Below are 17,777 nucleotides of genomic sequence, written 5' to 3'. Positions count from 1 at the left end.
ATATGAATCATGGCAAGATGAAGAAAAGATTACTTATAATAGACCGGGACGGCACCCTGATCCGGGAACCGGAAGACGAGCAAATCGACGCTTTTGACAAACTGGAGTTCCTCCCCGGCGTCTTCCGCTACCTCGGGGCCATCGCCCGGGAAACCGACTTTGTCCTGGTCCTGGTTACCAACCAGGACGGCCTGGGTACGGACGCCTACCCGGAAGATACCTTTTGGCCGGTACAGGAATTTATGATGAATGCCCTTAAAAATGAGGGGATTGAATTCGCTTCGGTACATATAGACCGCACCTTCCCGGAACAGGGGGCGGAAACCCGGAAACCGGGCACGGGCATGCTCAAAGACTATATGAGCCCGGAATGGGATCTGGCAGGCAGTTTTGTCATTGGCGACCGGCTGACAGATATGAAGCTCGCAGAGAACCTGGGGGCCCGGGGTATATTCCTCAATTCGCACCCCGAGCTAGGCGCCTCGGAACTGACCGACTCCGTCGACAGCCTCGGGGAGATTATCGCCTGGGAAGGCTCGGACTGGAAGGGGATATACGAATTTTTAAAGATGGGGAGACGGGAGGCTGTCGTCAAACGGAAAACAGCCGAAACGGATATTGATATCCGGCTCGTACTGGACGGTACCGGCAAAAGCGACATCCATACGGGCCTGGCCTTTTTTGACCATATGCTCGACCAGTTGGCGCGACACGGGCAAATGGACCTGGAAATCCGGACCCGGGGCGACCTGGAGGTGGACGAGCACCATACCATTGAGGATACCGCAATCGCACTGGGGTCTGCATTTTCGGAAGCCCTGGGCGGGAAACTCGGTATAGAGCGGTACGGATTCTGCCTTCCGATGGACGACTGCCTGGCCCAGGTGGCTGTGGATTTCGGGGGCCGAAACTGGCTGGTGTGGGATGCGGCTTTTCAAAGGGAGAAAATCGGCGACATGCCCACGGAAATGTTCATGCATTTTTTCAAGTCCTTTTCGGACAGCGCCCGGGCCAACCTGAATATTAAGGCAGAAGGCGGGAATGAGCACCACAAGATCGAGGCGATATTCAAGGCCTTCGCCAAGTCCGTAAAGATGGCGGTCCGGCGCGACCCGGACCGGATGGTACTGCCTTCCACCAAAGGAATGCTATAGCCGTGAAAGACTTGAATATAGCCATTATCGATTACGGCGCCGGAAATATACAGAGCATCCGGTTTGCGCTGGAGCGTTTGGGGTATACTGCGGATTTTACCTCGGATGCCGCACGGATCCGGGAAGCGGATCGGGTGATTTTCCCGGGGGTGGGAGAAGCAGGCAGCGCTATGGAAAAATTGGAGGATAGCGGCCTGGACCAGGTGATCCCGGGATTGACCCAGCCCGTATTGGGTATTTGCCTGGGCATGCAACTCATGTGCAGGTATTCGGAAGAGGGGGAAACCCGCGGCCTGGGTATTTTTGACATGGAGGTCAGGCGATTCCCAAAAGGCCTCAAGGTCCCGCAAATAGGCTGGAATAGTATTCACCGGTTAAAAGGACCGCTTTTTAAAGGGGTCGGGGAAGGAGCGTATGTGTACCTGGTCCACAGTTACTTCGCCCCGCTGTCCGGCGATACAATCGCCGGTAGCGAATACGGGTTCGAATACAGCGCAGCCCTGGGACGCGATAATTTTATGGGGGTGCAGTTCCACCCGGAAAAAAGCAGCAAAGACGGTGCGCAGATACTGCGGAATTTTATAGAAATGGAACCATGAGGATTATCCCGGCAATCGATATCATTGAAGGAAAGTGCGTTCGCCTGACCAAGGGGGACTATTCAACCACCAAGGTTTATCACGAAGACCCCCTGGAAGCTGCCCGGGCATTTGAAGACCACGGAATCCGCTACCTTCACGTAGTGGACCTGGATGGTGCACGGGCAGGTCGTATCGTCAATTACAAGGTGCTCGAAAAGCTGGCCTCCCGCACCCGCCTGCAAATTGATTTTGGCGGGGGCCTGAGGACGGATGACGACCTGCGCATTGCATTTGAGAGCGGGGCAGAACAAGTGACGGGCGGCAGTATTGCTGTCCGGGAACCGCATCGGTTTGCCGGATGGCTCGCTGAATACGGCTGGGAACGAATCCTGCTTGGGGCGGATGCCCGGGATGGGAAAATAGCCGTATCCGGCTGGGAGGAAGGCAGCGAACGGGAACTGGTGCCCTTTGTAAGGGACTACCTGAGTCAGGGGATCCGGTACGTGATTTGCACGGACATTGCCCGGGACGGTATGTTACAAGGCCCGGCTACAGACCTCTACCGGGAACTGATCCGGGAAGCGCCGGCGGATGATGCGGAGATCCGGTTGATAGCCAGTGGGGGAATCCGCAGTCTGGCCGATCTGGATGCCCTCCGGGGAGCCGGCTGTGAAGGCGCCATACTGGGAAAGTCCCTATACGAAGGAACCATCGGATTAAGGGAATTGCAGGGCTATATGGAATCAAACGAATAGGGGATGGATTGGACAGAAGATTTTAAGGAGAATACCCTCTTCCGCATGGACGAATCTGTGCGAATGCTCGCCATTTGCATGGAGAAGGTCCCGGACGGTTTGTTCTGGCACCGCGAGCATGGCGTTTTGAATTCGGTGGGCAACCTGATGCTGCATCTGTCGGGGAATATCCGGCAATACATTATCAGTGGCCTGGGCGGAGCACCCGACAGCCGGGAGCGGGATATGGAGTTCGAAGCCGTGCAGCAATCCGGGAGGGCCGAGGTATGGGCCGGCTTTCAGGAAACCGTGCGTGAGGCCCAAGCCGTTATCCGCGGTGCCCAGGCAGCCGATTTACTGGAAAAACGAAATGTCCAGGGGTTTACATTCAGCGGGATGGGCCTGGTGATCCACGCCGTTGAACACCTGAGCTATCATACCGGGCAGATTGCCTTTATCGTCAAGGCTGGTACCGGGCAGCAACTCGGTTTTTACGACGGGCTGGACCTGACAACCAAAAATTCCTGAGGATGCTGGCCAAAAGAATCATTCCCTGCCTGGATATCAAAGACGGCCGAACGGTTAAGGGGGTCAATTTTGTGGACCTGCGCGACGCCGGCGATCCGGTGGACCTGGCCGAGGCGTATGCCCGCGAAGGTGCTGACGAGCTGGTTTTCCTGGACATTTCGGCCACGGAGGAAAAACGTAAAACCCTGGCCCACCTGGTCCGCCGGGTTGCCGAACGGATCGATATCCCATTTACCGTCGGGGGCGGGATTTCTTCGGTTGCCGACGTGGATGTACTTTTGCACAACGGAGCCGACAAGGTTTCCGTAAATTCATCGGCGGTCCGGTCCCCGGAACTGATCGATACACTGGCGGCAAAGTTCGGTTCCCAGTGCGTCGTTGCAGCCCTGGACGCCAAATGGATGGATGGCCTGTGGCGCATCCACCTGGTGGGCGGCAAGGTACCCACGGAACTGGAATTGTTTAGCTGGGCCCGGGAGGTCGTGGATCGGGGCGCAGGGGAAATCCTCTTTACCAGCATGGACCACGACGGCACCAAGAACGGCTTTGCCAACGAGGCGCTGGCCCGGATGGCCCGAGAGGTGGCGGTACCCGTGATTGCCTCCGGCGGGGCAGGGACTAAAAGCCATTTTGCCGATACGTTTACCAGGGGCAACGCCGACGCGGCCCTGGCGGCCAGTGTTTTCCATTTTGGCGAAATCCCGATCCCGGAATTGAAATCCTACCTGAGGGAACAAGGCATCCCGGTGCGGATATAAACTTAATTGTACTATGAAATCGATTGACTTTGAAAAAACCGGCGGGCTCGTGCCAGCCATTATCCAGGACTCCAATACCCGGGCGGTCTTGATGCTGGGGTATATGGATGCCGAGGCATTGGAAGCTACAAAATCCTCCGGGAAGGTCACGTTTTACAGTCGCAGTAAAAAGCGGCTCTGGACCAAGGGGGAATCCAGCGGGAACTTTCTGGAATTTGTGGATGTCCGGGTGGATTGCGATGGGGATGCACTCCTGATCCGGGCCAGGCCCACCGGGCCGGTATGTCATACGGGGTCAGACACCTGTTGGGATGAAGCCAATCCGGGCGACGAAGACTTTCTGCCGGAACTGGAAGCCATCATCGCCAGCAGAAAAGAGCAGGCCGATACGCCCGGGGGGGAAGCGAACAGTTATGTGGCCGGACTACTCCGACGGGGTACGGCCAAAGTGGCACAAAAAGTAGGGGAGGAGGCCGTTGAAACGGTCATTGAAGCTATGGGATCCGACGATAACCGCTTCCTGAATGAAAGTGCCGACCTGCTATTTCACTGGCTCATCCTGTTGCAGGCCAAGGGTTTCCGGATGGCGGATATTGAACGCCTGCTCGCGGAGCGGCATCGGCAGAGGCGTTAAGTTTTCTTAAATTGTTGACTGGGCTGCACGAATTGTCTTAATTTTAAGCTTGCAGCTATGAATAAAAGAAAAGGATTCCGGTTTACTTCTTACCAGGCCCCAGACCTCAGCCCTTTCGAGAAGCTCTTCGACATCTTCCAGGAACTCATCACCCATACTTCCGGGGATGTGGACGAGGCCATTGACTGGTTGCGCGAGCTGGACAGGGAATACGAGCTAACCGACGAGGACTACACCATTGACGATTTTATCGAAGACCTGAAAGCCAAAGGGTTTCTCCGGGAGGAACCCCAATTTGGCCCGGATGGCGAGGGGGATGGCGAAGGGGCGTCCGGCGACCCATCACTGTCCATAACCTCCAAACTGGAGCGGATGTTGCGGCAACGGGCCCTGGAACAAATCTTTGGAAAATTGCGCCGTCGCGGACGCGGCAACCACCGCACGGGTAAAGCGGGGCCGGGGGATGAACACACGGGGGATTTCCGATCCTACCGATTCGGGGATTCCCTGGAGCAGATATCGATGACTGAAAGTCTTCGGAATGCCCAGGTCAACCACGGGATGGATAATTTCCGCCTGGACGAAGACGACCTGGTTGTGGAAGACACCCATTTCAAGGCGCAGATGAGCACCGTGCTGATGATCGATATCAGCCACAGTATGATCCTGTACGGGGAAGACCGCATTACCCCGGCCAAGAAAGTAGCCATGGCCCTGGCAGAATTGATTACCACAAGATACCCTAAGGACACCTTGGACATCCTGGTCTTTGGCAATGATGCCTGGCCGATCAGTGTCCGGGAGCTTCCCTATCTGAAGGTTGGTCCCTACCACACCAATACGGTGGCGGGACTGCAACTCGCCATGGACCTGCTGAGGCGCAAGCGAAATACGAACAAGCAAATCTTTATGATCACGGACGGGAAGCCTTCCTGCCTGCGCATGGCAGACGGCACGTATTACAAGAACAGTGTGGGGCTCGATGATTTCATCGTGGAAAAGTGCTACAACATGGCGGCCCAGGCCCGGAAACTGCACATTCCCATCACCACATTTATGATTGCCCGGGACCCCTACCTGATGCAGTTCGTCCGCCATTTTACCGAGGCGAATAAAGGGAAAGCCCTCTTTACAGGACTGAAGGGACTTGGGGAAACCATTTTTGAAGACTATGAAACGAACCGCAAAAAACGCCTGAGAGGCTGATCCAGGCGGTTAAATGAAAGAAGCATACACTATGGAAAATCTACGATCCGATGCCCCGGATATTCGCACCCTGGGAGACTTAAAAGCATCCGGTTACCAGCCGCGTCCTGTACGCGATGAAATCAGGGCGAACCTGATAGACAGGATCCGATCTGGGAAGCCTGCCTTCGAAGGGGTCTGGGGATATGAAAACACGGTGATACCCCAACTGGAACAAGCGTTATTGTCCCGCCACCACATCAACCTGCTTGGGTTGCGCGGCCAGGCTAAAACCCGTTTGGCCCGGCTTATGGTTGGCCTGTTGGACGAGTGGGTACCGGAAGTGGCGGGCTCCGAGATTCACGACGACCCCATCCGGCCGATTTCCCGGTATGCCCGGGATACGATTTCCGAAAACGGGGATAAAACCGAGATTGCATGGATCCACCGTTCGGAGCGGTTTTATGAAAAACTGGCTACCCCGGATGTGACGGTGGCCGACCTGATAGGCGATGTAGACCCCATCAAGGCAGCCAACCTGAAACTGTCCTACGCAGACGACCGGGTGATACATTTCGGGATGATTCCCCGCGCCAACCGGTGCATTTTTACCATCAACGAATTGCCGGACCTGCAATCCCGCATCCAGGTAGCGCTGTTTAATATCCTGGAGGAAGGGGATGTGCAGATCAGGGGTTTCAAGGTGCGCCTGCCCCTGGACCTGCAATTCGTATTTACGGCCAACCCGGAAGATTACACAAACCGCGGGAGTATCGTGACCCCGCTGAAGGACCGGATCGGATCCCAGATTCTTACCCACTATCCGGAAGATATCGATACGGCCCGGAAAATTACCGAGCAGGAAGCCGGCCTGGATGAGGCCCAGGCTGCCGGCATCGGCATTCCCGATTCGGCCAGGGACCTGTTGGAGCAAATCAGTTTTGAAGCCCGCGAGAGTGAGTATGTAGACCGCAAAAGCGGCGTAAGTGCACGGACAAGTATAACGGCCCTGGAAAACCTGGTCAGTACGGCGGAACGGCGGATGCTGCGCAATGGCGATACCCGTACCACGGTACGTCTCAGCGACTTCCTCGGCGTAGTCCCCGCCATTACCGGGAAGATTGAGCTGGTCTATGAAGGGGAACAGGAGGGGGCGGACTCCGTGGCACTCCAACTCATTGAAGATGCCGTGAAATCCGTATTTGCCACACATTTTCCTGAGATCAAAAAGCTGGAGCACAAGGATGCGCAAAGCCCCTACGATGAGTTGGTTCAATGGTTTTTTGAAGGCGAGGGCCTGGAACTCGAAGACGACTTGCCGGACGGTGCCTACCGGGACGCCCTGGACAGTGTCCAACCCCTTGAGGATTTACTCCGCAAATACCAGCCCGACCTGGAGGCGGAGGAGAAATATTTTATAAAAGAGGTAATCCTCTGGGGGCTCGTGGCGCATCAGAAGCTCAGTAAAAACCGGTTTACGGAAGGATATCGCTTTGGCGATTTGTACGGGAGCTTTATCCGGGGCTTATAATTCCTTTCATCACCCGGGCGGCTGTTCCCGCCTGATTGATACGCAACTAATAAAAGGCCCCGGAAACCTTCCCGGGGCCTTCTTGCCACAACACATCATTCCCGGCCTCATTGCCAGGAATCGATATTTTCATTGACCTGGTCAAAGTTGAACGGCCCCACCAGGGTACGCCGGAAATAAAAGGCGGAAACTGTAAGAGCGATAAGCAGTAAGTGCAGGGAGAAGATGAAAATGCCCATGGGCAAAAAGGTGCCCGGTATGATGTGCGCATCGTAGTCGTTATAGCTCATCAGGATATACAGCGTATCCGTGCACTTAAAGAAATAGATAAACAAAACGGCGTACATGCCGTACTCCACGTTCCTGAGCTGGGGATCCGAATATTCGTTTTCGCGTACCTTGAACTGGATGGCATACAGGTAAACAAAATGAAGGATGCTGAACAACGGGAGGATGTAGTTGTCGATTTTCAGCACGTAGAACTGGTTGGAATACAGGCCGTAAAAATTTAAAATGATGAGGACGGGCAAAACCGCCAGGGTGGCATACAGGCACGTTTTCCAGGAAATAAACCGGGATGGGATAAAAAGCTTCTTCAGGGCTTTCACAGATTCGGGGAAATTTTGATTTGGTTTAAGAACGGCCGGGGAAATTGAATATTTCAGGGAATTCGACGAACAACATCGAATGTTGCCAAGGTGCCGGAAGTTGTGGTGAAAACCGCTTCCCGGTTAGAGGTTTTTTAGTTTAACTTGCAAAGAAGCCGATGCACAAGACGCCCGAACACCATTTTTTGATACGAATCGCCTTTCTGGGATTCCGCTTCCACGGATGGCAGGAACAACCCGGCCAGCGAACCGTGGCCGGGATGATCCGGAAGACTTTCCGGTTTGTGCTGCCCGATACGCCGGTTAAGATATTGGGTGCCGGCCGGACGGATGCCCGTGTCTCTGCGCGGGATTTTGCCGTACAGGTGATTGCGAGAGCCCCGGAATTGCCGCCTTTCGGGGTGTTGGCTGATGCGCTGAACGAGAATCTCCCCCCGGATATACGCGTCAATTCCATCCGGCCTGTGCCTCCCGGCTTTAACCCGATCCGGGATTGTGCCAGTAAAACATACCGCTATTATTTCCAGACGGGGAATCATCCGGACGCCTATTGGACGCCATTTGTGGGGTTCCTGCCGGGATCGCCGGATATTACCAGGATGCGGGAAGCCGCCCCGCTTTTTGAAGGCATGCACAACTTTCGCTGTTTTACCGCGAGCCCGTCTGAAGATAAAAAATACGTCCGCCGGGTTACCCGGTGCCGATTGGGTGTGGGTTCCCCGATGGATGGGGTGGTTGCAGGCAAAGACCCCGAAGGGGATACCGGGTTCACCGCACATATGCTGGAGGTCCGGGCCCCGGGATTCGGCCGGAACCAGGTGCGGCTGATGATGGCAGCCCTGGCGGCAGTGGGCCGGCAGGAATTGCAGCCGGAAACGCTGGTAAAGGTGTTGGATGAAGGTCAGGGTTGGATGAGCGACTCCATCGTTCCCGCTTCCGGCCTTCACCTGATGCACGTGGAATTCAAAAATGGAACCGCCTAGTTTATTAAATTTGGAAAAAGTGCTCTATGGCCCGTAAAATCCCTTCAAAAATCGGACTGAAGGTCCGCAAACCCCGGCAGCGCCGCCGCAAGATCGGCAAAGCCCCCGGCACGATTACCTATCTGGGAGAGCGTTCGGGCGGAACCTCGAGTATCGACCTGCTGGTGTACAACGAGGATACTTATGAAAAATCCACCTTGGAACGTCTCGAAGATCTGGAAAAGACACCCGGGGGCACCACACAGTTGGTCAACGTCGTCGGGCTGAGCGACGAATCCGTGATGAGCCGCCTGGGGCAAATGGCCGCACTGAACGCCCTGACGGTAGAAGATATCGTCAATACGGAGCAACGCCCGAAAATCGATGAGTATGAAGGGTATATATTCGGGGTTTTTAAAATGCTATACCTCAACGGGGATAAGAAAATCGTCAAGGAACACGTGGCTCTGGTGCTTCAACAGGATCGCGTTTACGTGTTCCAGGAAATTGCCGAGGACGTATTTGACGGCGTGAGGCAGCGATTGGAAGCCCATACAGGCCGCATTCGCAGTCGCGGTGCGGATTACTTGTTTTTTGCGCTGCTGGACGCGTTGGTAGACAACTACTTCCTGGTGCTGGAGGTTACCGAAGATAAGCTGGATGCCCTGGAAGACGAGGTGTACCTGAAACCGAATTCGGAAACGGCATTCCGGATCCAGCAATTGCGGAAGGAAATCATTTCGCTGCGCGGGTGGATAGCGCCTGTGCGGGATCTGATTACCCGGTTGATCGAATCGGATTCCCCGATGATAACCAAAGACACCCGGCTATTTTTGCGGGATGCCCTGGACCACGCAAATGAAATACACGAAACCCTGCAACTCCAGCGGGAGATGGCCTTCAGCCTGATGGATATGTATATGAGCAGCGTCAGCAACCGGATGAACGAGGTGATGAAAGTGCTGACCATCATGGCTTCCATCTTTATCCCATTGACTTTTATTGCCGGGATTTACGGGATGAATTTCGAATACATGCCTGAGTTGCAATGGCGGTACGGCTATTTTGCAGTCTGGGGCGTCATGGGGGTCATATTCATCGCCCTCATTGTCTATTTTCGCAGGAAAGGCTGGCTCTGATCCGGCCTGACAGGCATCTCCCGCCCGGCAGATTTCATCATTTCCCTTCGTAAACCTATACCAACGACTTGTTAAGATCTTCACAAGATCCGGTGTGAGATTAACACTTATTAACCAAATTCTTCATAATCCTTGTTAAGTCTTGTTAAGTGGCTTGCTTACAGGTGTTTAACTTGTATATTAAGTAGTGGAATACATCGGTTGGCACCCTAAAATGCAACCGGGTTTTTTATCATACATAAACAAGTCGTAAACAAGTCATCACAATGAATTACCTGAATATCAACGAAGAGAAGTTATTGCCCGTAGTGGTGGAGCTCAATACACTGCTGGCGGATTACCATGTATACTATCAGAAATTGCGGAATTTTCACTGGAATATTCTCGGACAGAACTTTTTCGATTTGCACGAAAAGTTTGAGGAGCTTTACGAGGATGCAAGGACCAAGATCGATGAGATCGCAGAACGCATCCTGACCCTGCGGTACCATCCGATGAGTAACCTGAGTGCCTACCTGGAGGCTTCTTCCATAGAAGAGAGCGATAGTTCCCTGAAAGATACCGAGATGGTAGAGGAAACGCTCAAAGCCCATGAGGTGCTGCTTCGGCAAATGACCAAGGTTGTGGAGCAGGCGGATGCCGTGGGGGATGAAGGGACCATCGATTTGATAGGAGCCTATATCCGTGAACTGGAAAAGATGAGCTGGATGCTCGATGCCTGGAATAAAACACCGGCCGAGCGGCTCAAGGAGACGAAAGAAGCAGTTGCCTGATCCGGGATTTGGAGGATCTGCAATTTGAAGAATCTGCAATTCGCAGGATTCGCAATTCGCAATACAGAACGAACTATTAACTATAAAACCCAATAACAGAATGATACGCTATAAAAACTATTTAATGACCGCTGCACTTTTTGCATTGCCTGTGCTGGGATTCGCCCAGGAAAGGCAGATGGATGAGCAGGCCGACAAGATGATCAGTTCGGAGACCACTGTGAAATCCTATACAATCGACCAGGGTACTGAAAAAATGACCAACAAGGTCAAAATCCAGACCATGCGGTCGCAGGAAGTGGCTCTTAGCGAAGAAGATAAGAATCAGGTAAACCAGGATCGGGTGTACCCGGAAAAGCACATTACCAAGCAGGTCTGGATCGACAATGATACGGACAGCGACTTTGACGAAACCCTCAAGTTCCGGTATACCAAACCGAGCACCAGCGACAATTACTCAGATTTTGTACTGGTGACCAACAATGAGGAAATCTTTGTCGCCATCGACGAAGGGGCGTCCCTGAAAATCCTGGAAGCTGTTTCCCTGAAGAAGGACGACTACAGGTTGAAAGTGTCCGAAAGTATGATCTACACGGATAACGAAGGAAATGAGGTGAATTTCTACATCGATTCCTACGAACTGATGTCGGACGAATCCACTTCATCTAAATAACCACGGTTGACGACCCGAGTAAAAAAAGCGCCTTCGGGCGTTTTTTTTATGGCCTATTCGAATAGATCGGAGGAGAGATACCGGTCGCCACGATCGCAGACGATGGATACGATGTGCCCGCTGTCGAGCTCGGAAGCCAGCCGAACGGCTGCGGCAGCCGCCCCGCCACTGCTCATCCCCGCAAAAATACCTTCCTCTGAAGCCAGACGGCGCGCCATATCGCGCGCCTCCTTCTCGGTGACCTCCAGGATGTGGTCTACCCGCTCGGGCCGGTAAATTTTTGGCAGGTAGGCCTGGGGCCATTTGCGGATTCCCGGGATACTCGCCTGGTCGTCGGGCTGGACGCCGACTATCTGGATATCCGGGTTCTTTTCTTTTAGGTACGCACTCGTACCCATGATGGTCCCGGTGGTTCCCATCGAGGACACGAAATGCGTGATAGCCCCACGGGTATCCCTCCAGATTTCCGGACCGGTAGTCTGGTAGTGGGCTTTCCAATTATCGGGGTTAGCAAACTGATCAAACATTTTGTAGCCGGCATCCCGCACCTTCTCCTCGGCGTAATCCCGGGCCCCTTCAATTCCCACATCCTGGGGCGTGAGGGTCACTTTGGCCCCGTAGGCCCGCATGGTTTGAACCCTTTCTGCCGTGGCATTCGCGGGCATTACGAGCTCGAGGTCCAGGTTGTAGAGCCTGGCAATCATGGCCAGGGCAATCCCCGTATTCCCGCTGGTGGCTTCGATAAGCCGGGTTTCCGGGCCGATCTCCCCCCGGCTGAGCATACTGCGGATCATATTCAGGGCGGCCCGGTCCTTGACGCTTCCCCCCGGGTTCTGCCCTTCGAGTTTGAAATACAGGGCAACATCCGGGTTCTCGACGAGCTTCCGGCTGCGAACCAGTGGCGTATTCCCGATGAGATCTTCCAGGCTACCCGGCATGCTTTTCGGTTTTGATGCGGATTTCCGGGGTGTGGAACACGGTGGAATTAGCCGGGACGGATTCCGTAAGCCAGGCATTTCCCCCGATGACCGAATTGGCCCCGATGACCGTGTCTCCCCCCAGGATGGTCGCATTTGCATAAATCGTGACATGGTCCTCAATGGTGGGGTGCCTTTTGGTTTGCTGTAAATTCTTGGCCACGTAAAGGGCCCCAAGGGTTACCCCCTGGTAGATTTTTACATGGTCGCGAATCACGGCCGTTTCCCCGATGACCACCCCGGTGGCGTGGTCAATGAAGAAGGACCGACCGATTTGTGCCCCCGGGTTGATGTCGACTCCCGTCCGGCTGTGGGCATATTCGGTCATCAGCCGCGGCACGAGCGGGAAACCCATCCTGTAAAGCTCGTGGGCCAGGCGGTAGATGGCAATCGCATAAAATCCCGGATACGCCATATACACCTCTTCCAGCGAAAGCGATGCCGGGTCGCAGGCAGAGATCGCCCGGGCATCCAGGTTCAGCTTTTCGAGGATTTCCGGTAAGAGTCCCACATATTGTGCCCAGACTTCACTGCAGGGTTTGTCCTTTTCCCAACAGGCCAGTTCCACCAGCTCTTCAAAAGACTGTTCCAGCTGTTCCAGATTTTCCTTCACCGGGGTTTCCTGGTCGAACAAGGTGAGGAAGAGCCGATCCGTAAATTCTTCGCTTCGTCGTTTCAATCTGAATTTCAAGGCCGGATTGTCCTTGTGTGCTTCGATTGATCGGATGATTTCATTTTTGTCCATTATCCCTATCGCTATGCTTCCCAAATGTAGGTATTAATATTAACGGGCCCGGCCATATTTGCTTAACTTTAGCAAAACGGCCCGGCAGTTGCGCTTTGTCGGACGAAGCATCAAGACTTTTGTGGTATGGATCAACCAGGTATTACACCCGGGGTACTGGAATTCCTCGGGGAATTAAAAGCGAATAACAACAGGGAATGGTTTGAAGCCCATAAGCCCCGGTTCCGGAAAATCCAGGGCCAGGTAGGGCAATTTTTCGACGAGGTGGCGAATAACCTCAGAAAGCACGATGAAATTGAACGGGTAAAGATGTTCCGAATTTACAGGGACGTGCGTTTTTCATCCGACAAAACTCCCTACAAACCGCATTTTGCAGGCTCGTTTTCCCGGGCGGGTGCCCACCTGCGCGGCGGGTACTACCTGAGGATCCGCCCGGGCGAAACCTTCGCAGCCGTGGGGTTCTGGGACCCGCGACCCCCGGATTTGCTCCGGATACGGAAGGAACTGGAACTGGACGCAACCGAATTTCGGGCAAGCATTAACGACCCCGGGTTCAGGCGCATCTGGGGCGAGTTGCAGGGGGATGCCGTCAAGACGGCCCCGAAAGGTTTCAGCCGGGACCACGAGGCCATCGACCTGATCCGGCACAAGCAATTTATTTTTGTCCGGGAATTCACCGATGCGCAGGTTGTATCCCCGGGGTTTATCAAAGAGCTGGATACGAGTTACCTGGCTGTAAGGCCCTGGTTCGACCTGATGAGCCAAATACTGACTACAAATCTGAACGGGGAATCGCTGCTAAACCAGTGAGGGGGTTTCCAACAACTGGACCTGGTCCTTGAGCCGCTCGACAACCATTTGCATCATCCGCTTGTTCAGGCTGGATGAACTGGTGATATACCGCTCGTATTCCTCCAGGGTAAATTGCCCAATGACCATGCCTTTCAGGGAATTTCGGAATTTGATATCCTTTTGGATGGCATTTTCTATGTAGTGAAGCTTTTTTTCCAGCCCCAGCTCAAAGAAATACCCTTTGTGCTTTACCGCGTAATTGCGGAAAGCGGCCAACAGGAGGTCGTTCTGCAATTTGATAACGGGTCGCAATGTGGCATTCTGGAATTCTTCGTCTTGGGTCATCTCGGGATGCAGGACGGCCTGGGGAATGTGCGGCCGGATCCCGATTAATTCGGACGATCGGGTGCTCATGACGAGAAGTTTTTTTAAAATTAGGCATTCTCCCGGGCCCCTGCCGGATGGCCTCCCCGAGCTGTTAACTGCTTTATGAACACTCGCAGGGATTCCGGGGCCTGCGGAGGATCGGACGCGCAGCTCTGCCAAAAAAGACCGGCAACTGCGGTTGGATTCCGTATTTTACATCCGTACATTTCAATGGGCCGACAGGGAGGAATGGTGCCCTTGATACCGGCTATTTCCAAGGTGCCTGTCTGGGGTCCTAATGGAGTAAACCCAATTAAAGATCACCCAATGAGCAATGAAACAGTCCATTCCGTCAATCCCTATTCCGGGGAGGTCATTCAGAGCTTCCGGCCACTATCGGTGGAAGAGGTAGCCGTATCGGCGGCACGCGCCCACAAAGCATTTCTGGCATGGCGCAAGGTGCCGGTAGCAGAACGGTGCGGCCTGCTGGAACGCGCCTCTGAAGTCCTGCTCAGCAGGAAATCGGAACTGGCGCAAACCATCACGGCCGAAATGGGCAAACCCATAACGCAATCCCTTGCGGAGATAGAAAAATGCGCCTGGGTGTGCAGGTACTACGCCGGGGAAGCCCCGTCCCAGTTGGCGCGCACGCTTATCGAAACCGATGCGGACCGCAGTTATGTACGCTACGACCCTCTGGGGACTGTCTTGGCGGTAATGCCCTGGAATTACCCTTTCTGGCAGGTTTTCCGGTTTGCCGCCCCGACCCTCACTGCGGGCAATACCGCACTGTTGAAGCACGCGTCCAACGTCTGGTTATGCGGGGAAGCCATAGAATCCGTATTCCGGGAGGCCGGGTATCCCGAAGGGGTCTTCCGCCATCTGAAAATCGGAAGTGACCAGGTGGAAGCCCTCCTGGACCATCCCGCCGTCAAGGCGGTCAGCCTTACGGGGAGTGGGGGAGCAGGCAGTGCAGTGGCCCGGGCGGCCGGCTCCCGGATCAAGAAGTCCCTCCTGGAACTGGGAGGGAATAATGCCCTGGTGGTTTTTGACGACGCAGACCTGGATGCCGCCCTTGAAACCTGTATCCAGGCGCGTTTCCAAAACACGGGCCAGAGCTGCATCGCCGGGAAACGGCTGCTCGTCCATCGGAAGATCGCGGACGGCTTTGTTGCAGCCCTTGTGGACCGGGTAAAAGCCCTGAAGTCCGGGGATCCGGAGGATCCCGACACGTACATCGGCGTGCTGGCCCGGGAAGATCTGGCCCGGGATCTGGAGGCGCAATATCAGGAAAGTGTGAACAAGGGGGCCCATACGGCCTGTGGCGGCAAGCGGGACGGAGCCTTTTTTGAGCCCACCATCCTGACCGGCGTACAGCCGGGGATGCCGGCCTTTGACCAGGAGACATTCGGGCCTTTGCTCGCAGTTACGGAATTTGATGACGAAGACGAAGCCCTGGACCTATTGGGGAATTCACAATACGGCTTGGGGGTTTCGCTCTTTACGCGGGATACGGCGCGGGCGGAACGCCTTGTGCCCGAAATTGAAGAAGGTGCGGTATTTATCAATGAATTGGTCAAAAGCGATCCCAGGTTGCCTTTTGGGGGTGTCAAAGCATCCGGTTACGGAAGGGAACTCTCGGCCCTGGGCATTCGGGAATTCGTGAATGCGAAGACCGTTTATATCGTCGCATCAACGGGGTCAGATCACCCAGGAAAGGATTGAAAGGGCCAGGGAAATGGCAATTTTGACCAGTGTATACACAGCTCGTTCAGTTTTGGTGTCCTCCAAAGTACCAACTCCTTAGCGTTCAGCCATCGGAATTATGAAAAATTTATTTTGAGATTAACAAATTTTGTGATTCCTGAATTCTGCCCAGAATTAACAAAAACGCAACACGGCTCCGTACAGGCTTCAAATATCTTTGTAGTAAATACAGTTCAGCAATGCGATTCCATACGAGAAAATGGGTGAAACCCGGTGATTTAAATGCCAACGGCACGTTGTTCGGGGGGCGCTTGCTTTCCTGGATCGACGAAGAGGCCATCCTTTACAGCATTATCCAGCTGGAAAACAAGAAAGTCGTCACCAAATTCATGTCCGAGATCAACTTCATGTGTACGGCCGAATCCGGTGACATCGTCGAAATAGGCATCGAGGTGGTCAAATTCGGGCAATCCTCCCTGACCCTGCGTTGCGAGGCCAGGAACAAGATGAACCACGAGACGATTGTGACGGTCGACCAGTTAATAGTCGTCAATCTGGACGAAAACGGGAAGCCCCTCCCTCACGGCAAAACCAAGGTGGAATACGTCAAGGATCGCCTGGCCCGGGAGCATCAGTCTTCCTGATCCCAGTTTTCCGCTACGGCCCGGACTTCTTCCATGACCCGTAGCAAATTGCCCCCCCAGAGTTTGCGAATTTCTTCCTCGGTATACCCCCGCTTTACGAGTTCGAGGGTAACATTGAAGGTTTCGGAGGCATCCGACCAGCCTTCGATCCCGCCGCCCCCGTCAAAATCCGAACTGATCCCCACATGGTCAATCCCGATCAGGTCTACCATATAGTCGATGTGATCCACAAAATCCGATACATTCACGGCTGGCGGAGCATCCGGTTGGGTGGCGGCAATGCTGTCGGCCAGGTTGCGCACACGGGAATAATAGCCGAAAAAGGCATTGCGCTGCTCCTCTGTCAGTTTGCGGAACTGGGAGCGGTCGTACCATTCGAGGCCCAGGGAATCCGCTACCTGCCGTTGCAGGCCCCTGAGGTATTCTGTTCGCGCCGCGCTCTTATCGGCATCCAGATAGCTAGCAAAAGCCACGGTCTGCACCACCCCGCCATTTTCCTGCAATTTTCTGAGTTGCTCGTCATCCAGGTTCCGGCTGTGGTCGCAAAGCGCCCTGGCCGAAGAATGCGAGGCGATCAGCGGGGCCTTTGACAATTCAAGCATCTGCAGGGAGGCCGCTTTGGAGGGATGGGAAATATCAATCATAATCCCAAGTCTATTCATCTCTTTTACAGCCTCTTTGCCCAGGTCGCTTAAACCATTGTGGAGCCAAACTCCGTCGGCTTCCCCGGTATTTGAATCCGAGAATTGGCTGTGGCCGTTGTGGGAGAGGGAAACATACCGGGCCCCCATCTCGTAGTAGCGTTCAAAATTGCCCAGATCCGTACCCATGGGGTAGGCGTTCTCAACCCCGATCATGGCAACTTTCCGACCCGATTCGTGAATTTCACGAACCTCCCCGGCCGTTGTGGCCAACCCGATTTGGTCCGGGGCGATCTCTTCGCAGAGCCGGTGGATGGCCTCGAATTTTGACATCGCATTTTCAGCCGCTGCGGCATAACCCTCCGTTGTCAGGGTATCCTGTCCGGTATAGACAATGAACCAGGCCACATCCAGGCCGCCCTCTTCCATTTTCGGCAGGTTTATCTGGCTTTCGAGGCGCTGCGTGTAATTGATGCTGTCGGTGAAATTACGGACATTGATATCGTCGTGGGTATCGATGGTGATGACCGCATCGTGTATGGCACGGGCTTTTTCCTCCAGGGAGGTTTCGGCCGGCTTTTCGGATTCGCCGCAGGCAAGGATCAACAGGAAGAAGGGGATAAAACGTAAAATCTTCATATTAAA

20 protein-coding genes are annotated in these 17,777 nt (G+C 54.3%); 15 read left to right on the top strand and 5 right to left on the bottom strand.

Going from position 1 to position 17,777, the window contains the following annotated elements; all coding sequences use genetic code 11:
* The first annotated feature begins 17 nt into the window (after positions 1-17).
* From hisB to RB2501_RS11430, 8 genes are read left to right on the top strand one after another with little or no spacing between them, the layout of a single operon-like run.
* Entirely contained in the window at positions 18-1,154 is a 1,137-nt protein-coding gene (hisB, locus tag RB2501_RS11465; RefSeq protein WP_041327794.1) for a bifunctional histidinol-phosphatase/imidazoleglycerol-phosphate dehydratase HisB, read from the top strand.
* Positions 1,155-1,165: 11 nt separating this feature from the next.
* A complete protein-coding gene (gene hisH / locus RB2501_RS11460) occupies positions 1,166-1,753 on the top strand; it encodes an imidazole glycerol phosphate synthase subunit HisH (protein WP_015754990.1) in 588 nt (195 codons plus the stop codon).
* Complete coding sequence (hisA, locus tag RB2501_RS11455) at positions 1,750-2,490, top strand: 1-(5-phosphoribosyl)-5-[(5-phosphoribosylamino)methylideneamino]imidazole-4-carboxamide isomerase (protein WP_015754989.1); 741 nt, start codon at positions 1,750-1,752, stop codon at positions 2,488-2,490. The genes hisH and hisA overlap by 4 nt, the downstream gene beginning before the upstream one ends.
* A 3-nt stretch (positions 2,491-2,493) precedes the next feature.
* A complete protein-coding gene (locus RB2501_RS11450; protein ID WP_015754988.1) occupies positions 2,494-2,997 on the top strand; it encodes a DinB family protein in 504 nt (167 codons plus the stop codon).
* Between the two features lie 2 nt (positions 2,998-2,999).
* Complete coding sequence (gene hisF, locus RB2501_RS11445; protein ID WP_015754987.1) at positions 3,000-3,755, top strand: imidazole glycerol phosphate synthase subunit HisF; 756 nt, start codon at positions 3,000-3,002, stop codon at positions 3,753-3,755.
* Between the two features lie 13 nt (positions 3,756-3,768).
* The gene (gene hisIE, locus RB2501_RS11440; protein ID WP_015754986.1) at positions 3,769-4,389 is read left to right on the top strand and encodes a bifunctional phosphoribosyl-AMP cyclohydrolase/phosphoribosyl-ATP diphosphatase HisIE; all 621 of its coding nucleotides are present in this window, start codon (positions 3,769-3,771) and stop codon (positions 4,387-4,389) included.
* Positions 4,390-4,446: 57 nt separating this feature from the next.
* Positions 4,447-5,595: a vWA domain-containing protein gene (locus tag RB2501_RS11435; RefSeq protein WP_015754985.1), complete on the top strand. Its 1,149-nt coding sequence runs from the start codon at positions 4,447-4,449 to the stop codon at positions 5,593-5,595.
* A 31-nt stretch (positions 5,596-5,626) separates the two neighbouring features.
* Positions 5,627-7,105: a MoxR family ATPase gene (locus RB2501_RS11430; protein ID WP_041327218.1), complete on the top strand. Its 1,479-nt coding sequence runs from the start codon at positions 5,627-5,629 to the stop codon at positions 7,103-7,105.
* A gap of 107 nt (positions 7,106-7,212) precedes the next feature.
* Here RB2501_RS11430 and RB2501_RS11425 read toward each other — a convergent pair whose 3' ends face one another.
* On the bottom strand, positions 7,213-7,713 hold the full coding sequence (locus tag RB2501_RS11425) for a hypothetical protein (protein WP_015754983.1): 501 nt from the start codon (positions 7,711-7,713) through the stop codon (positions 7,213-7,215).
* Between the two features lie 158 nt (positions 7,714-7,871).
* Here RB2501_RS11425 and RB2501_RS11420 point away from each other — a divergent pair, with 158 nt between their 5' ends.
* From RB2501_RS11420 to RB2501_RS11405, 4 genes are all read left to right on the top strand, one after another.
* Positions 7,872-8,696 (top strand): tRNA pseudouridine synthase A, encoded by an 825-nt coding sequence (locus tag RB2501_RS11420; RefSeq protein ID WP_015754982.1) that lies wholly within the window; start codon positions 7,872-7,874, stop codon positions 8,694-8,696.
* A 26-nt stretch (positions 8,697-8,722) separates the two neighbouring features.
* Positions 8,723-9,814 (top strand): magnesium/cobalt transporter CorA, encoded by a 1,092-nt coding sequence (corA, locus tag RB2501_RS11415; RefSeq protein WP_015754981.1) that lies wholly within the window; start codon positions 8,723-8,725, stop codon positions 9,812-9,814.
* 266 nt (positions 9,815-10,080) lie between these two features.
* Positions 10,081-10,587, top strand: a complete 507-nt coding sequence (locus RB2501_RS11410; RefSeq protein ID WP_015754980.1) for a Dps family protein — start codon at positions 10,081-10,083, stop codon at positions 10,585-10,587.
* Positions 10,588-10,711: 124 nt separating this feature from the next.
* Complete coding sequence (locus RB2501_RS11405) at positions 10,712-11,260, top strand: hypothetical protein (RefSeq protein ID WP_015754979.1); 549 nt, start codon at positions 10,712-10,714, stop codon at positions 11,258-11,260.
* A 53-nt stretch (positions 11,261-11,313) separates the two neighbouring features.
* Here RB2501_RS11405 and cysM read toward each other — a convergent pair whose 3' ends face one another.
* Together cysM and epsC are read right to left on the bottom strand one after the other, a co-directional pair.
* Entirely contained in the window at positions 11,314-12,198 is an 885-nt protein-coding gene (cysM, locus tag RB2501_RS11400) for a cysteine synthase CysM (RefSeq protein WP_015754978.1), read from the bottom strand.
* The gene (gene epsC / locus RB2501_RS11395; protein WP_015754977.1) at positions 12,188-12,982 is read right to left on the bottom strand and encodes a serine O-acetyltransferase EpsC; all 795 of its coding nucleotides are present in this window, start codon (positions 12,980-12,982) and stop codon (positions 12,188-12,190) included. The genes cysM and epsC overlap by 11 nt, the downstream gene beginning before the upstream one ends.
* A 126-nt stretch (positions 12,983-13,108) precedes the next feature.
* Here epsC and RB2501_RS11390 point away from each other — a divergent pair, with 126 nt between their 5' ends.
* Complete coding sequence (locus RB2501_RS11390) at positions 13,109-13,792, top strand: DUF2461 domain-containing protein (RefSeq protein ID WP_015754976.1); 684 nt, start codon at positions 13,109-13,111, stop codon at positions 13,790-13,792.
* Here RB2501_RS11390 and RB2501_RS11385 read toward each other — a convergent pair.
* Complete coding sequence (locus tag RB2501_RS11385) at positions 13,781-14,188, bottom strand: hypothetical protein (RefSeq protein WP_015754975.1); 408 nt, start codon at positions 14,186-14,188, stop codon at positions 13,781-13,783. The two genes, RB2501_RS11390 and RB2501_RS11385, sit on opposite strands and share 12 nt — an antisense overlap.
* Positions 14,189-14,467: 279 nt before the next feature.
* Between RB2501_RS11385 and RB2501_RS11380 the strand changes: the two genes are divergently transcribed.
* Complete coding sequence (locus RB2501_RS11380; RefSeq protein ID WP_015754974.1) at positions 14,468-15,865, top strand: NAD-dependent succinate-semialdehyde dehydrogenase; 1,398 nt, start codon at positions 14,468-14,470, stop codon at positions 15,863-15,865.
* A gap of 221 nt (positions 15,866-16,086) precedes the next feature.
* Positions 16,087-16,491: an acyl-CoA thioesterase gene (locus RB2501_RS11375; RefSeq protein WP_015754973.1), complete on the top strand. Its 405-nt coding sequence runs from the start codon at positions 16,087-16,089 to the stop codon at positions 16,489-16,491.
* Here RB2501_RS11375 and RB2501_RS11370 read toward each other — a convergent pair.
* Positions 16,479-17,771 (bottom strand): dipeptidase, encoded by a 1,293-nt coding sequence (locus RB2501_RS11370; RefSeq protein WP_015754972.1) that lies wholly within the window; start codon positions 17,769-17,771, stop codon positions 16,479-16,481. The two genes, RB2501_RS11375 and RB2501_RS11370, sit on opposite strands and share 13 nt — an antisense overlap.
* Positions 17,772-17,777: the final 6 nt, after the last annotated feature.

Source organism: Robiginitalea biformata HTCC2501, from assembly GCF_000024125.1.
In the GTDB taxonomy this organism is placed as follows: domain Bacteria; phylum Bacteroidota; class Bacteroidia; order Flavobacteriales; family Flavobacteriaceae; genus Robiginitalea; species Robiginitalea biformata.
Note: the sequence above shows the minus strand (reverse complement) of the source record. Positions and strands in the feature narration are given on the sequence as shown.

Excerpts from the sequence above, each read along its gene's own strand:
- RB2501_RS11435 (WP_015754985.1), top strand. The coding sequence starts at position 4,447 with ATGAATAAAAGAAAAGGATTCCGGTTTACTTCTTACCAGGCCCCAGAC.
- RB2501_RS11390 (WP_015754976.1), top strand. The coding sequence starts at position 13,109 with ATGGATCAACCAGGTATTACACCCGGGGTACTGGAATTCCTCGGGGAA.
- RB2501_RS11380 (WP_015754974.1), top strand. The coding sequence starts at position 14,468 with ATGAGCAATGAAACAGTCCATTCCGTCAATCCCTATTCCGGGGAGGTC.
- RB2501_RS11370 (WP_015754972.1), bottom strand. The coding sequence starts at position 17,771 with ATGAAGATTTTACGTTTTATCCCCTTCTTCCTGTTGATCCTTGCCTGC.
- RB2501_RS11410 (WP_015754980.1), top strand. The coding sequence starts at position 10,081 with ATGAATTACCTGAATATCAACGAAGAGAAGTTATTGCCCGTAGTGGTG.
- hisIE (WP_015754986.1), top strand. The coding sequence starts at position 3,769 with ATGAAATCGATTGACTTTGAAAAAACCGGCGGGCTCGTGCCAGCCATT.
- RB2501_RS11405 (WP_015754979.1), top strand. The coding sequence starts at position 10,712 with ATGACCGCTGCACTTTTTGCATTGCCTGTGCTGGGATTCGCCCAGGAA.
- hisA (WP_015754989.1), top strand. The coding sequence starts at position 1,750 with ATGAGGATTATCCCGGCAATCGATATCATTGAAGGAAAGTGCGTTCGC.
- RB2501_RS11450 (WP_015754988.1), top strand. The coding sequence starts at position 2,494 with ATGGATTGGACAGAAGATTTTAAGGAGAATACCCTCTTCCGCATGGAC.
- RB2501_RS11430 (WP_041327218.1), top strand. The coding sequence starts at position 5,627 with ATGGAAAATCTACGATCCGATGCCCCGGATATTCGCACCCTGGGAGAC.
- hisF (WP_015754987.1), top strand. The coding sequence starts at position 3,000 with ATGCTGGCCAAAAGAATCATTCCCTGCCTGGATATCAAAGACGGCCGA.
- hisB (WP_041327794.1), top strand. The coding sequence starts at position 18 with ATGAAGAAAAGATTACTTATAATAGACCGGGACGGCACCCTGATCCGG.
- cysM (WP_015754978.1), bottom strand. The coding sequence starts at position 12,198 with ATGCCGGGTAGCCTGGAAGATCTCATCGGGAATACGCCACTGGTTCGC.
- RB2501_RS11385 (WP_015754975.1), bottom strand. The coding sequence starts at position 14,188 with ATGAGCACCCGATCGTCCGAATTAATCGGGATCCGGCCGCACATTCCC.
- corA (WP_015754981.1), top strand. The coding sequence starts at position 8,723 with ATGGCCCGTAAAATCCCTTCAAAAATCGGACTGAAGGTCCGCAAACCC.
- RB2501_RS11375 (WP_015754973.1), top strand. The coding sequence starts at position 16,087 with ATGCGATTCCATACGAGAAAATGGGTGAAACCCGGTGATTTAAATGCC.
- epsC (WP_015754977.1), bottom strand. The coding sequence starts at position 12,982 with ATGGACAAAAATGAAATCATCCGATCAATCGAAGCACACAAGGACAAT.
- RB2501_RS11420 (WP_015754982.1), top strand. The coding sequence starts at position 7,872 with ATGCACAAGACGCCCGAACACCATTTTTTGATACGAATCGCCTTTCTG.